Origin of the sequence: Planctomyces sp. SH-PL14, from assembly GCF_001610835.1 — a bacterium.
In the GTDB taxonomy this organism is placed as follows: Bacteria; Planctomycetota; Planctomycetia; order Planctomycetales; family Planctomycetaceae; genus Planctomyces_A.
The window spans coordinates 4,248,401-4,262,725 of record NZ_CP011270.1; the positions used below are offsets into that span (position 1 = coordinate 4,248,401).

The window sequence follows — 14,325 nt, forward strand, 5'->3', positions numbered from 1 at the left end:
GTCCCACAAAGGGAACGTCCGTTGCTGACCACGGTTCCTCATGGAAGCGCCTCCGGCGGCAAGGGGTTGCCCCCTTGACCCCGGCCGCCGTCGCACGTTGGGTTTGAGCAAGCCGAGTTATGCCGGCAAGGACGCGGTTCAAGCCAGCGAGCAGGCCCGTCGACGTCGCATCGGCCCCGGCTGATTTGCGGCGAAAGTCCGCATGAACTCCCCGCACGCTTCCGGGCGAAACGCCACACCCGCAATCCGCCCTCCGACGCAGCGTGCGGCAGCCCCCGCGGGAAGGACCGCTGTTTGACGCTGTGACGCAGGCAACCGCATACTATGGGTTGATCCGCACGGATGTTGCATGCGTAGAAACACAGGGTCTTCAGGGTTGGGTGTCGTCATGCGTGCCGCGTTGCTGGGTCTTGTGCTGCTGTTCTCGTCCTCCGCGCTCTTCGCGCAGGAAAGGGCCCTTCCACCCGGAAGCAAGTCGCCGCTCCTGCGGTTGGAGACCGGCGGACCGCGGAGCTACATCAGCGGCGTCCTGTTCAGCCCCGACGGCCAGCGGCTCTATGCCGGCGGATGGGACAAGGCGGTCCTGGTCTGGGAACGGAACGCCAAGGGGACATTCGAGTACCGTCCCGAGGCGACGTTCCGCGTCCCGACCGGGTCGGGAACCTACGGCGGGCTCAACGCGATCGCCCTCACGGAGGACGGCCAGTGGCTCGCCGCCGCGGGACAGTCGCACGCCCGCGATATGTCGGACGAACGCTCGACCGGCTTCATCCTGCCCGCCGGTCTCCTCAGCGAGGAGTCGATCCTCGACGAGGGGATGATCTATGTCTTCAACACCACGACCCGCGCCGTGACGCTCCTCCGGGGGCATCGCGGTCCGGTCCAGTCGATGACCTTCGCCAAGGGGCCCGGCGCTCCGGTCCTCGTTTCGGTGGCCGAAGAACGGGTTTCGGGGAACTCCGAACTGGTGCCGCGCGGACGGGCCTGGGATGTCGCCAAAGCGACGACGATTGCGGAATTGAAGCAGGTTCCCAGCGGCAAACCCGGTCAGCCGGTTCCCCTCCCGCTGCTCCAGGGCTTCCGCCCGGGACTGGCCGCGTGGCGGACCGGGACGAAGACGGAGCAGGTCCGGGTCGCTCTCGGGCTGGGTGACAACCAGCTCCGCCTGTGGGATCCGGCCGAAGGGCTGATCGTCGCCGGGCCGACCAGTCCCAACCTGCTGACGATCCTTGGACTTCCGGGGAACGACGTCCAGCTGCTGACCGGCGGCCACGCCGATGTCGGCGTCTGGTCGCTTCCGGGGGCCGCCCGGGGCCGCTCCCCGCGCTCGTGGGTGATCTCTATCGCAAGCTCCAGGTCGCGAGTGTCAACGGGCAGCAGAACAACCTCGTCAGCGCAGCGGCCCTGGTCCCCGCTGCTAACGGGCGGCCGGCCCGGATCGCGCTGATCGTCACGAAGTATCTTCCGGACGGACTTGGGGAGTATCGCCTCGTCCTGACCGAGGCCAGCAGTCCCTACACGACGGTCCGCGAGGTCCCCCTCCCGTGGACAGGACCGATCCGCCAACCCTCGATGGCGGTCTCGGCGGACGGACGGCTGGCGGCCTTCTTCGGCGGGTCCGGGAACGAGATTGCGGTCTACGAGGTCGCGCAGCTCGCCGCAGGAAACCTTGCTCAGCCGCAGATCCTGCGAAGCGCGGGGATCCCGTTGAAGGGAGCGGAGTTCGTCCGCCGTGGGGACGAGTGGGGACTGCGGCTCACCCCTGAGACCGAAGGCGCGGCGCCGCTCATCCTCGATTTCGCGAACCGCGGTGTCGGTACGGCCGGGGAGGGGTGGCAGGCGGCCACAGCGGATGCGACCGGCTGGTCGGTCACTCCGGAACAGGGGAACCAGCTGGCCGTGAAGGGGCCGGAAGGAATCGCATTCCGTTTCCCGATTCCGGCCGGCTCGGTCGTCAGCGCGGCGGCGGTCTGTCCGGAATCTCCGGCCTGCTCCGTTCCGCTCGTGGCGGTTGCGACCCACCAGAACGGACAGCCGCGGCTGCAGATCCTCCGGGGCGACACGGGCGAAGAGACCCGGTGGTGCGTGGGGCACACGGAGCGGATCCGCTCCCTCTCGTTCTCCGCCGACGGCCGGATGCTCGTCTCCGCCGCCGCCGACCGGAGTGTGGCGGTCTGGACGGTCGCCAACCTTGAGAAGAAGGTCCTCGGCCTCTACGGACGGATTGCCGGCCTCGAGGTCCACAACGACGCCGGAAAGGTCGTGGTCGGCGCCGCGCCCGCCTCCCTGCCGCTCAAGAAGGGTGACGTGATCGTCTCGGTCCGCACCGGCATGGGAGATTTTCCCGCGGTGTCGGCGAAGGAGTTTTACGGGAACGTGCAGGAGCAGAAGCCCGGCTCGAACGTGGAAGTGACGCTGACGCGGGGCAATCAGCAGCAGACGGTCCGCTGCCCGGTCAGCCAGGCGATCGACGAATCCAAGCCCCTGTTCACGCTGTTCGTCGCTCCCGGCAACCGGGCCGACCGCTGGCAGTGGATCGGCTGGCATCCGCTCGGAAACTTCGACGCGATCGGAGCCGATGTGGACCGCTGGCTGGGGTGGCATTTCAATACCGGCGAGAAGGCCGAGCCGGCCCGCTTTGCCGCGATCGGCGAGTACCGCGAGGCCTTCTTCCGCCGCAACCTCCTCAAGTCGCTCATCGATGCGCAGGACCTCGTCGCTCCCGCCGTCCAGGAGAACCCCAAGGTCTCGATCCGGCTCCGGCGGCGGGATGGGCAGGCGGTGGAGGTCGACGTCGAAGGGGCGTCGCAGCTCAAGAATGGGGATGTCGATCTCGTCGCCACGGTCAGCGGCGTGACGGTCCGGCGGATCCGCCGGATGGAAGGGATCCTCGACGATGGGGCCGCCGTCCCGCTCGTCCAGGAGGCGGCCGACACGTGGTCCGCGGATCTCTCGAAGGGGAAGTGGGGCCGCGGCCGGCATGTCGTTTCGGTCCGGCTGGCGACCCCCGATCGGGAAGTGGTTCAGACGCACCCGGCGGAGTTCATCCCGACTCCGCCGTCTCTGGAGCTGGCGCTCCCCGGTGACGGGGAGATCGATTCGGAGACCTACGCCCTGAAGGCCAAGGCGCTCCCCTCCACGGAGCCGCTTCGCGTCGAACTCCTCGTCCGGCAGGCCGGGGCGGGCGCCAAGAAGGAGTCGGTCAAGACCTGGGATTCCCGTGAGACGCTCAACGTCGAGCAGGCGATCGCCCTCCTGCCGGGTGAGAACCTGGTCGAGCTGGTCGCCTGGAATGCCTCGGCGCCGGACAGTGTCCGGGAGCGGGAGACGGTCCGGCGGACCTTCTTCGTCCGCCGCGCGATCCCGCCGATGGCTCCGCGGATCGAAGTGACCGAAGTCGAGACGGTCCCGTATGACGGCGCTCCCGCGCCCCTGACGCTCCATGAGACGGCCTACGACACCGCCCAGCGGCGCGTCCGCATCAAGGGAACCGTTCGGGGGATGATGCCGATCGATTCCGCGACGCTGGTCGTGGGGAACAATGCTCGACAGCTTCCGAACCTCAAGCCTGGCATGACCAAAGACTTCACCTTCGATGAGGTCGTCGAGCTGGATCCGGGGTCTCAGAGCGTTGTTCTCCGGGCTGCGGTGAAGAACGAGGTCGACGAGAAGCGGTTGACTCTCCGCTACGCCCTTCCGCCGCCGCGGGTGGAAACCTTCACGACGACCGTGAGGTCTCTCCAGGATCTTCCCGACGGCATGACCGCCAGCGAGGACGTGCTGATCGCCGACTATGACGATCAGGTCGTCCTGGCGACGGCTGTGCTGCAGGGACCGATGGAGCACCCCTACCGGATCACGTTCCGGCTCAACGACAAGGAGCTTCCGGCGGACCAGGTCACGTTCGACCGGGCCGAGCCGGGCGAACACCGGGTCTCGATTCCGATGACACTGGATGGGGGGCGGAACACGCTCTCGGTCCGCGTCGAGAACGAGTGGAGTGCCGAGGCCCAGGGAGCCTCGCTGATGCGGGAGTACCGCCGCCCGCCGCGGGTGCTCTCCCTTGAGGGTCCCGAAGAACTGGTCGGAGAGCCGCTCGCGGTCAGTGCGAAGATCCGGTCCGAAGGCCAGCTCCGTGAGGCATGGCTCGTGATCGACGGCACGAACGAAGTCCGGCAGTTGCCGATCGCTCAAGATGCCGGCGACTCCCGGATCTGGGAGCTCAAGAGCGGACCGATCGGGATCATGGAAGGGGAACACATCGTCCGCGTCCATGCCCGGAACGACGAAGGGGTCGCGCTCGTCCCGGTCGAGCACCGGTTCGTCTCGAAGAAGCCCCCCGAGCCTCCCCCGCCGCTGCCGGTCCTGGCAATCGTCAATCCGATCGAACGGGTCGACACGGCCCGGCTCGCGCTTCAGTACACCGTGAAGTCCAAGGTTCCGGCCGAGCTCCGCTACGAGCTGCGGGCCAACGGCAACCGCGGCCAGTTCGAAGAGGGGGTACTGACCGCCGATCAGCTTGCGATCGACGGGTCGGTCCAGACCCTTCCGCTGGAGCTCTTCGAGGGCTCGAACGAGATTGTCCTGACGACCCGCAACAGCAGCGGATTCGGCGAGAAGCGGCGGATGGTCGTCTCCTACACGCCGCCGCCGGTGTCGTTCGAGCTTGCCAGCATCGGCGGCGTCCCCCTCAAGGGAGCGCGGGCCGTCAAGGGGATCCCGCAGTCCCGCGCCGAGCTGGTCGGCTCGGTCCGGGTGCGGAATTTCGACGCCGCCAAGGAGCAGCTCTTCGCCCGCGTGTGGGTCAACAGCTATCTGTTCCCGACGGTGCCGATCCGCATTGATGCCGCGGCGGGGAAGCCCAAGGCGGACGAAGGGGGAGGGGGAGCGGCAGCCGAAGGACTCAAGTTCCGGACCAGCATCCTCCTCAGCGATCCGCGGAACCGGATCCGGATCGAGTTCTTCCGGATGAACGGCCCGCTCGCCACCGAGGTGAGCTCTTCGCTCGACTACGTGGCGGAGACCGAGCGGTTCGAGACGGAACAGAACCTGTATCTGGTCCTGCTTGGCTCCAGCAACCCGGCCGAGCTCAAGAGCCGGGCCCGGGCGGCGCTGCAGGTGGTCTCCGGCTCGCAGGGGGACCAGACCGAGGAGCTGTGGGAGTCGAAGGCGTTCCGGAAGATCTTCGTCTTCACGGCTCCCAACAATTCTCCGAAGGCGATGCAGAACACGATCGTGAGCGCGGTCTGGCAGATGCCCAAGGGGGAGAACGCCCGGTCGAACGCGGTCCTGATGATCTACTACCACGGGGAGATCCACTCGATCGAGAACGAAGGAGATTTCGTCCTCGGGGGGATCGACCCCAAGCGGTCGCTGTCGAGCCATCTCACCGGCCAGATCCTGCAGACATTGCTCCTGCAGGGCTATGGGGCGCACGTGATCTTCCTGGATCTCGACCGCGGCGGGTTGCCGCGGACGCCGGACATCTGGCCGCGGGCACCGCACCTGGGGATTGCGGTTTCGAAGTGGGACGGTCCTGGGAAGCAGCCTCCGGAGTCGCAGTTCCTGTCGGCCCTCGAACACTCGCTCCCCAAGACGCAGCGGATGGGTGAGCTGGCGCGGCAGATTGATCTGCGGGAGCTGGTGACGCAAAAGACGTATCCGACGCAGATTGAGATGCTGCAGTTTCTGGACAGTGTGAGCGACCTGCGGATCGGGGCTCAGTAGCCGTCCGATGCCGTCTGCCGAGTCACTTCAACCGGGGTCCAGGGGGTCACCCCTGGTGGGGAGTGCAGAGGGGCCTGTGTTGTTTTTCTGGCCCTTTGCCCGCCGGAGGCCTGGCCGTCGAGAGATGTCTGAAGGAGTGGATGTCCAAACGCGGACGCCGTGTCGTATGCCCCTCTCACCAACACGCGGGGATTCCAGGGCTGGCTGTGTGGTGTAGAGGAGTCCTCAACGCTGGCACCACAAAGGGGACATCCGTTGTTTACCACGGTTCCTCATGGAAGTGCCTCCGGCGGCAAGGGGGCGGGGCCCCCTTGACCCCAGGCTGCCGTCGCACGTTGGGTTTGAGCAATCGAGTCGTGCCGGCAAGGACGTGGTTCGAGCCAGCAAGATCAGGCCCCCTTCTGACCGACCACTCTTCAGCGAAGTCTCTCGCGGCGTTGTCGAGGTTCTGCCGGACGTCCTATCCTCGCGGCATTTCTGCGGACGACGGGGGTCGGTTTCCCGTGCCGATCACTCCGTCTCCACCTGCTCCTCTCGCAGAAGCGAGATGCGACCGAGGTTGCCCATGTCCTGGTTTCAGTACCGTTTTGCCCTGCCCGCTTTCTCACGCGGCGTTCATCTCGTGACGCATCACGTCCTGCGTGCGGCTGTCGATCTGCCGAAGATCGAGACCGGGCTGATGCACGTCTTCATTCTGCATACCTCAGCGTCACTGACGATCAATGAGAATGCCGATCCGGATGTCCGGACGGACATGGAGATGTCGCTGAACCGGCTGGCCCCCGAGAGCGCTCCCTACGTGCATACGCTGGAGGGACCGGACGACATGCCGGCCCACGTGAAGGCGTCGCTGATGGGGTCGAGCGTTTCGATTCCGATCTCGCGGGGGAAGCTGCTGCTGGGGACGTGGCAGGGGATCTATCTCTGCGAGCATCGCGATCGGGGCGGGCCTCGGTCGCTTGTCGTCACGCTGCAAGGGGAGTGAGCACCGATCGGCTCTCCGGGAGCTTGGGAGCGAAGAGCCGGGAGAAGAGAAACGGCCCCAACCACCGCAGGCACCCGATGTGCTGAAAGGCCCGCCGTCCGGAGGTGCGTTTCTCAAGCGACCCGAACTCGGTAGCCTGACGCGATTCCGTTCCGCAGGAGATGTTCCGATGGCCGCTCGACCGCTCGAAAACCAGCGAATCCTCTGTTTTGTCGGCGACATCTATGAGGACCTGGAGCTCTGGTACCCGAAGCTCCGGATGGAAGAGGCGGGAGCCAAGGTGACTCTGGCGGGGCAGGAAGCGGGGACCAAGTACGAGGGGAAGAACGGTTACCCGTGCGTCTCCGACGCGGCGATCGCCGATATGAAGGCGGAGGACTTCGCCGGGGTGCTCTGCCCTGGCGGCTTCATGCCGGACAAGCTCCGTCGCGACCCGAAGGTTCTGGAGCTGATCCGCGAGTTCGACCGTCAGAAGAAGTTGATCGCCGCCATCTGTCACGGCGGCTGGATGCCGATCTCGGCCAAGGTGTACCGGGGTGTGCGGGTGACCGGATCGCCGGGGATCAAGGACGACCTGGAGAATGCCGGCGCGATCTGGGAGGACAAGTCGGTGGTCGTCGACCGCCACTTCGTCTCCAGCCGCAAGCCGGACGACCTGCCGGATTTTGCCGTCGGAATGCTTCAGGTCCTGACGGCGAAGTAGAAGCTCCACGGACGCTCCTCCCGCGTCCGGAAAAGACCGGTTCTGAAGGATTGATCCGCTGCTGACGGTTCTCCGTTCTGCCTGCACCAGGACCGCACTGGGGCGGGCCGCGGTCTTGTGATGCACGGGAGCGTCAGCGGTGGGGGACTCGACGGCGCGCGCCGCGCGGATTGGGGACCGTATGGCCCTCGCGGCGGTGGTCGCCGCCGTCGTCATCCTGCTCTCGTGGGCGGCGGTCGACGCCAGTTACGCCAACAGCCTCTTTCGAACGCCGATCTTCCTGCGTCTGCCCGTCGGATTCTGGGTCTCCGATACCTGGCTCGCCGAAGATATCGGGATCCTGGAGCATCTTCGGCCCGTATCCTGGAACCCCATTGGAATTCGCGTCCTCGGAATGTCGTCTGTCTTTGTCATCGGAGGCGCGGCCAGTCTCTGGATCGTCATCCGGGCTCTCGTTCGGCACGACATCCGGTCCGGATTCGCTCTGGGTCTCGTCTTGGCCGCGTGGGGGATGTTCCTTGGCATTCATCGCCGAGTGGACGATTGGAAGGTCGAGCGGCAAGTCCGGAGTCTGCTGCCGCGCATCGAAGCGATCGGAAGTGAAGTCGATGCGAACTGGCCGAAAGCTCCGGTGGTCCTCAAGTCCGGGGGATCCTATTTTGTCGATCCGGAGCAGTGGCCGCGGGTCCTGTTGAAACGAGGGCCGCATGACTCTGACCCCTTCCAAGAGGATCTGGGCCGCCTGATCTACCGGACGCGCGAGGGAGCGCTCCAGTTTGATCTGGCGGCGTGCCACGACCGTATGGTCGAGTTTCACCCCCACGGCACCGTTCCCAAGGAGTGCCGTGGAATCACCGAACGACACCGCGCACCCGCCAGGTCCTGGGTCCGTTTGAAAGAGAACTGGTATCTCGTCCGGTACTGACCGGACCGAGTCGTGTCACTCCTTCCAGACTCCTGCTGCACGAGGTCTGGCGTTGGCATTCCCGCTCAAGTCGATCGGATACCTCTGGGCATTCCCCGTGACGACGGTGGGGCTGCTTCTTGCCGCGGCGGCCCGGCTGACGGGTGGGTCAGTGGGGCTTCATCACGGAGTGATCGAGGCCCACGGCGGTCTCGTGGCGTGGCTGTTGCGTGGAGGCCGGCTTCGCCAGGGCGGCACCGCGATGACGCTGGGGCATGTCATCCTGGCCCGCGACGCGCTCTGTCTGGAAGCAAGCCGCGAGCATGAGCGGCATCACGTTCGGCAGTTTGAGTGCTGGGGACCGCTGCTGCCGCCTCTCTATTGGGGAATCGCACTCTGGCTTCGGATGCGCGGAAGAGATCCTTACCTCGATCATCCGCTGGAGCCACCTCCGCGAACCTAGGGGTTCTCCCGAGCGCAAGGAAACGTCAGGAGGCCTTCTTCCGAACCCGCTTCAGGAACCGCAAGACGGCGGACTCCTGTGAGGAGAGCTTGGTCGTAACGCGGGACCGGACCGAGCGGCGGATGCGGATTGTCAGCGTCGCGCCCGTGAAGGCCTCGATAATCGCCGGATGGATGTAGCACTTGCGGCAGACGGCGCGGGTGTTGCCGAGATGGGTCGCCACCTCGGAGATCGCCTCGGCGACCTGCTTCTTGATCGCGGTCTCGGAACTCGCTCGCTCGAGTCCGGCAAATGTCTCGGCCGCGAGGACCGTTCCCGCCCAAGTCCGGAAATCCTTGGCCGTGAAGTCCTGGCCGCTGATTTCCTTGAGGTACTCGTTCACGTCCGTGGACCGGACGTCGCGCGGCTCGTCGTCATCATCGACGTAGCCGAAGAGTTCCTGCCCCGGGAGGTCCTGGCACTGGCGGACGATGCGGGCCAGACGATCATCCCGCAGGTCGATCTCGTGCTCGACGCCGCTTTTACCGCGGAACTCGAAGACGATCCGAGTGCCGGTGACGTCGACGTGGCGGTTGCGGAGCGTTGTCAGGCCGAACGACTTGTTGCTGTCCGCGTACTCCTCGTTCCCGACGCGGATAAGCGTTGTCTCCAGAAGGCGGACGACGGCGGCCAGGACCCGCTCGCGGGGGAGGCCCTGTCGGGCGAGGTCTTTGTTGACCTGTTCGCGGATCCGCGGGAGGGCCTCGGCGAAGTCGATCATCCGTTCGTACTTGGCGGCGTCGCGGACCTGTCGCCAGCGGGGGTGGTAGCGGTACTGCTTGCGGTGGCGGGCGTCGAGGCCGGTGGCCTGGATGTGGCCATTGGGATCGACGCAGATCCAGACGTCGGTCCAGGCGGGGGGGATGACGAGGGCAGCGATCCGTTTGAGGACTTTCTTGTCGCGGACGGGGCGGCGGGTGGGAGAAAGATATTGGAAGCCGGTTCCGCGGCGGCGGCGGGAGAGGCCGGGGTTGTTGTCGGAGACGTAGTGGAGGCGTGCCGCGCTGATCGACTCCTTTGACTGGGCGACGACCGTGGTGAATGTTTCGGTTTCAACGATGGCGCGGTGGACGACGCGGGTTTGGAGGCGTGTCCGATGTCGGCGGGAGGGTTTCGTGGGCATGTAGGACAGAGTTGCAACCACTGTTCCAAATCACCGGGTCCAGGGGCACCCTGGTGGGGGATGCAAGGGGGCAACGCCCTCTTGCCCGCCGGAGGCCTGGCCGTCGAGAGATGTCTGAAGGAGCACGTGTCCAAGCGCGGACAAAGTGTCGTATGCCCCCTCACCAACCCGCGGGGATTGCAAAGCCAGCGGTGTGATGTGAGGGAGTCCTCAACGTGGGTACCACAAAGGGGACATCCGTTGTGTCCCACGGTTCCTCATGGAAGTGCCTCCGGCGGCAAGGGGGTGAGACCCCCTTGACCCCAGCGGCCGTCGTACGTTGGGTTTGAGCTATCGAGCCGTGTCGGCAAGCACGCAGAAGAAACTGCCTTCAGATTGAACTGGGAAACCAGCGACGGACCACGAGGCGCTACTCGGAGCGCTCCTTAATCATCGTGATCCGGTTCCCTCTGTCGTTATAGCCCACACTCGTCATGTAGTGATGAATCAGCATCACTCCCCGGCCGCTCGATCGCTCCAGGTTCTCTTCCAGCGTCGGATCGGGAAGCGTGCTGGGATCGAATCCCCTCCCCTGATCCTCAATCGACACCCGGACAGTCGAGTCGGTCACTTCCCAACTGATCTCGACCGACTTGTTGGGGTCCATCTGGTTGCCATGCTTGATGGCATTGATCAGCGCTTCCTCCAGCGCCAGACGGACGCTGAAGACGTCCTTCATTGGATAGCCGCGCTCCTCCAACAGACCGACGATCCGTTCCTGGACCTCAAGTCCAGCGGAGGTGTCGTTGGGAATCGTTACAGCAGATTGAGCGGCTGCGGACATCTCTCCTCAACCCGGTTGGTCACAGCCCGCGACGGAAAACGCTCGGAACGGACTCCGGAACTTCACGTCGCACGGCTTACAGCCCGGCCAGGGCCTGGTCCTGATCCGGCTTGATATCCAGCACCTTGTTCAGCTTGGTGATGGTGAAGACCTCAAGGATCTCCGGGCGGATGTTGCACAGGCGAAGCTTTCCTTTGGCCGCTTTCACCTTATTGTTCATCGTGATCAGCTTGCCGAGGGCCGCGCTCGAGAGATACTCGACGTTGGCAAAGTCCAGCACGATCTTCTTGCGGCCGTCTTCGTCGACGAGGCCGAAGAGCTGGTTCCCGATCATCTGGATGTTGTTCTCGTCCAGAATTTTCTTGTCGAGGAACCGGGCGACCGTGACGTCACCCACTTCTTCAATGTCGAGCCGACGTTGCCCCGCAGCCATAACCTCTGCCTGTCTCTGCTGTGCCGGCGGACAATTGCATGCGGCGTCCACCGGCCTGTCACGATGGGGGAGGAACGGGACCGCCCCTCCAGAGTTGCTCGGCTGAGTTTCATTCTGCCCTATGCCAATGTCAAGCGTGTTCCAATGGTTGCGTCGAATCGGGCCTCTTGGGGCGGCACCGGCGCACCCCTGTGCCGACAAGGCAAAAGAGACCGGCCGCCGTCTCCTTCCCGTCTGCCGCCTCGCGTCCCGGGATCGGTCAATCGCTTTCGATCCGTATCGGTTCCGCGCGGTCCGGCGGAAACCGATATCGGAGTTTCCGCGCGTGGAAAACCTGTCAGGGAAATGTTCGCCGCTGGTGCAACGGGGGACGCGATAACGAGCGGATTCGGAACGCTGTCAACGGAGGCGGCCTTTGCGGACATCTCTCGAACACGAACGAACAGAGGATTCACCGGTTTTCCACACGGCCTTTTCGCTCTGAACTGGCCGTAACCATTGTCTTCGATGGAGGTTTTGAGGCCCGAGTCCCGCGTGCCCGGACTCAAGAGGGGGCGACCATACGGAGTACGGATAGAAATTCATTCTTAGAGAGAGGAGAGGAACGTCGGCGTTGCCTCCTTGAGGAAGGACGTATCGGAATCTTTTGGCAGGGATCTCACGTCAGTCCCAGACGCTGCCGCCAGAGCCATTCCGTTCCCAGGACGAGCAGGAGCAGCGTGAACAGCTCCCAGCGATTCCAGAGCGGGATCCGCTCAGCCGCGGCGAGCGCGATCGGCTGACCGCGGGGGATCTCCTGGACCAGCCGATCGAACTGTTCCAGCTCGTACATCTTGCCGCGGGTCTGCTGCGCGGTCCGCGCCAGGTCCGCCCGGTCGACCCCTCGCTGCTGGAGTTCGCGGTTCGGGAGCTCCACCTGAAACTCGGCGGCAGGCGGAGACTCGGGGTTTGTCGGATCGGCCAGCCAGACCCGGTATGTCCCCGCGCCGAGGCCGGCCGCGGTTCCCTCGTAGAGCTGGGGCGTATCGGGACGGGGGGCGAGCTCGATTGTCTCCCTCCGTGGGGTCCCGCCGCTGCCGTCGCCCCCTCGCCCGCCGCCGGGGCGGGCTTCAACGATGACCTGGGCCGGCTTTCCCGTTGCGCCGCCCGCGGTTCCGCCCCCCAGCGAACGGCCGTCGAGGACCTGAACCCGGATCCGGACCGGATCGCCGACGTGATAGGCCGTTCGATCGGTCGTGAGCTGGACTCCGCGACTCGCCCCCAGCAGCTTGGCCCGGCTGAGGGCCCGCATCGCCTGGCTCCAGTACCGGGGATAGAACGAATCCCCCGGCTGTCGCCGCCACTGCCACAGCTCGTCCGTGGCATGAAACAGGACCTGCCCCGCCCCGAAACGCTGCCAGACGATGAGCGGGAGCTTTCCGTCCTCTCCGCGGGCCTGTGGATGCACTGTGAGGGCCTGGGCGCCCGCTTTCCGCCGGCGGCACTCCAGGAACCAGTACATCGGCGGAAGCTCGGCCCAGGCGGCGTCGGCCGAGGTCCCGCTGTCGGTGAGCCGCAGGAGCGGATGCGCCCGCCCCTCGATCGTCCGCTCCATCCGGAATCCGTTCAGCAGGGAAGTCGGCTCCGGCGCCCGGACGGCATCGAGCTCGACGGGCGAGAGTGTTTCCAACGGAGTTCGGGCGAAGGCGGCCGGGTTGAAGCGGGGCCCGGCGACCATCAGGAGACCGCCCCCCCGCTCCCGGACGAACTCCCGCAGGTGCTCGAGCGACTGCGGATTGAAATACTCCGGATCGACGTCCCCCAGGATCACGACGTCGTACTGGAACAGCTCCTCCGTCGTCGTCGGGAATCGCGGCAGGGCGGTCCGGTCTTCCTGGACGTATTCCGGGTCGGACTCCTGGAGAACCGTTCTGAGCTCGATCGAGTCGTCCCGTTCCAGGACCGGCTTGAGATGTCGGAACTCCCAGCGGGGGAGCCGCTCCACCAGCAGCACGCGGATCTTCTCCCGCCGGACCTGGATCCGCTTGCGGAGGACGTTGTTTTCCGTCTCCTGCTCCTCGGTCCACGGTTTGACTTTGACAAGCAGCTCCAGCTCCCCTTCGGCGGGCGGGACGTAGCTCAGCTCCATGTTGACCGGCTGTCCCTCCTGGCTGGCGACCTCCTGTGTCCGGGCGAGCGGACCCGTGCCGTCCGCGGACCACAGTTCCGCTTCGATCGGGCGGCCGGACCCGCCGTGCGGCCGGACCCGGAACGAGAGCGCCGCCGGGTCGCCGAGGAGGATCACGTCCTCGGCCAGCAGGTCGTACGCCTGAAGGTCGAGGACCGGCCGGTCGCTGCCGACCGGGACGGTCAGGACCGGGACCGACATCTGCCGGGCCAGGTCGACGGCCGCCGAGGCCCGGTCCGCTTCGCTGGTGCTCGCCACGCCGTCGGAGAGGAGGACGATCGCGGTCGGGGGGACGCCGCGGAACTCTTCGAGGACCTCTTTGAGCGCGGCTCCGGGGCGGGTCGAGAGGCCGAGCGGTTTCAGGCCCCGGACCGCTTCGGCGAGGGCCTGAGGGGAGTCGAGCTCGGCGTTGATCGGGTTGGCGGACTCGGAGAACTCGTAGAGCCGCAGGCGGTGCCGCTGTCCCAGCTCGCGGAGACGCTCCCCTTCTCGATCGAGGAGGACCGCCTGAGCGGACTGGAGCCGTGTGGTCGAGGTCCCGGAGTTCGCCGCGGGACTGGCGGTCGTGGGGGCTCGATCGGGAAGGCCCATGCTGCCTGAGGTGTCGATCAGGACGGCGATGAACGGGAGACCGGTGCGGGTCACCTGGAGCGCCGCTTCGGTCAGGGCCAAGCCGATCAGAGCCAGGGCTGCGAAACGGAGGGCGATCAGGCCGATTCTTTGAAGGAGCGAGAGATGCCGCGTCTGCCGCAGATAGGCGGCGACGACGAGTCCGGCCAGGGCGATTCCCCCGGTCCAGAGAACGGCGGGGCGAGAGAACCAGGAGGAGCGGAGAACCAGATCCCAAGCGGTCCCCTGGCCGGGCGCGGCCGGGTCCAGCCGGAAGTACCACTCGAACCACGATCGCAGCCAGTCCATGCGATCAGAATAGAGGGGGAGCGGAGCGGGACGGTAGCCA

General features: G+C 65.9%; 10 protein-coding genes. 6 read left to right on the plus strand and 4 right to left on the minus strand.

Features of this window, described 5'->3' with window-relative positions:
• The first annotated feature begins 388 nt into the window (after positions 1-388).
• From VT03_RS16365 to VT03_RS33560, 6 genes are all read left to right on the plus strand, one after another.
• Positions 389-1,447, plus strand: coding sequence for a WD40 repeat domain-containing protein (locus VT03_RS16365; RefSeq protein WP_075093969.1), 1,059 nt, complete (start codon positions 389-391; stop codon positions 1,445-1,447).
• Positions 1,330-5,727, plus strand: a complete 4,398-nt coding sequence (locus VT03_RS33555) for a hypothetical protein (protein WP_156514548.1) — start codon at positions 1,330-1,332, stop codon at positions 5,725-5,727. The genes VT03_RS16365 and VT03_RS33555 overlap by 118 nt, the downstream gene beginning before the upstream one ends.
• A gap of 565 nt (positions 5,728-6,292) precedes the next feature.
• Positions 6,293-6,712: a secondary thiamine-phosphate synthase enzyme YjbQ gene (locus VT03_RS16370; RefSeq protein WP_075093970.1), complete on the plus strand. Its 420-nt coding sequence runs from the start codon at positions 6,293-6,295 to the stop codon at positions 6,710-6,712.
• 169 nt (positions 6,713-6,881) lie between these two features.
• Positions 6,882-7,415, plus strand: coding sequence for a type 1 glutamine amidotransferase domain-containing protein (locus VT03_RS16375; RefSeq protein WP_082846267.1), 534 nt, complete (start codon positions 6,882-6,884; stop codon positions 7,413-7,415).
• A gap of 181 nt (positions 7,416-7,596) precedes the next feature.
• A complete protein-coding gene (locus VT03_RS16380) occupies positions 7,597-8,340 on the plus strand; it encodes a hypothetical protein (RefSeq protein WP_075093971.1) in 744 nt (247 codons plus the stop codon).
• 52 nt (positions 8,341-8,392) lie between these two features.
• Positions 8,393-8,782 (plus strand): hypothetical protein, encoded by a 390-nt coding sequence (locus VT03_RS33560; protein WP_075093972.1) that lies wholly within the window; start codon positions 8,393-8,395, stop codon positions 8,780-8,782.
• A 25-nt stretch (positions 8,783-8,807) separates the two neighbouring features.
• Here VT03_RS33560 and VT03_RS16390 read toward each other — a convergent pair whose 3' ends face one another.
• The 4 genes from VT03_RS16390 to VT03_RS16405 all read right to left on the minus strand — a co-directional run bounded on the left by VT03_RS16390 (position 8,808) and on the right by VT03_RS16405 (position 14,285).
• Positions 8,808-9,944, minus strand: coding sequence for a DNA topoisomerase IB (locus VT03_RS16390; RefSeq protein ID WP_082846269.1), 1,137 nt, complete (start codon positions 9,942-9,944; stop codon positions 8,808-8,810).
• A 409-nt stretch (positions 9,945-10,353) separates the two neighbouring features.
• Entirely contained in the window at positions 10,354-10,767 is a 414-nt protein-coding gene (locus VT03_RS16395; protein ID WP_075093973.1) for an ATP-binding protein, read from the minus strand.
• Between the two features lie 76 nt (positions 10,768-10,843).
• Positions 10,844-11,200 (minus strand): STAS domain-containing protein, encoded by a 357-nt coding sequence (locus tag VT03_RS16400; RefSeq protein WP_075093974.1) that lies wholly within the window; start codon positions 11,198-11,200, stop codon positions 10,844-10,846.
• A 658-nt stretch (positions 11,201-11,858) separates the two neighbouring features.
• Positions 11,859-14,285, minus strand: coding sequence for a VWA domain-containing protein (locus VT03_RS16405; protein ID WP_075093975.1), 2,427 nt, complete (start codon positions 14,283-14,285; stop codon positions 11,859-11,861).
• Between the last annotated feature and the right edge of the window lie 40 nt (positions 14,286-14,325).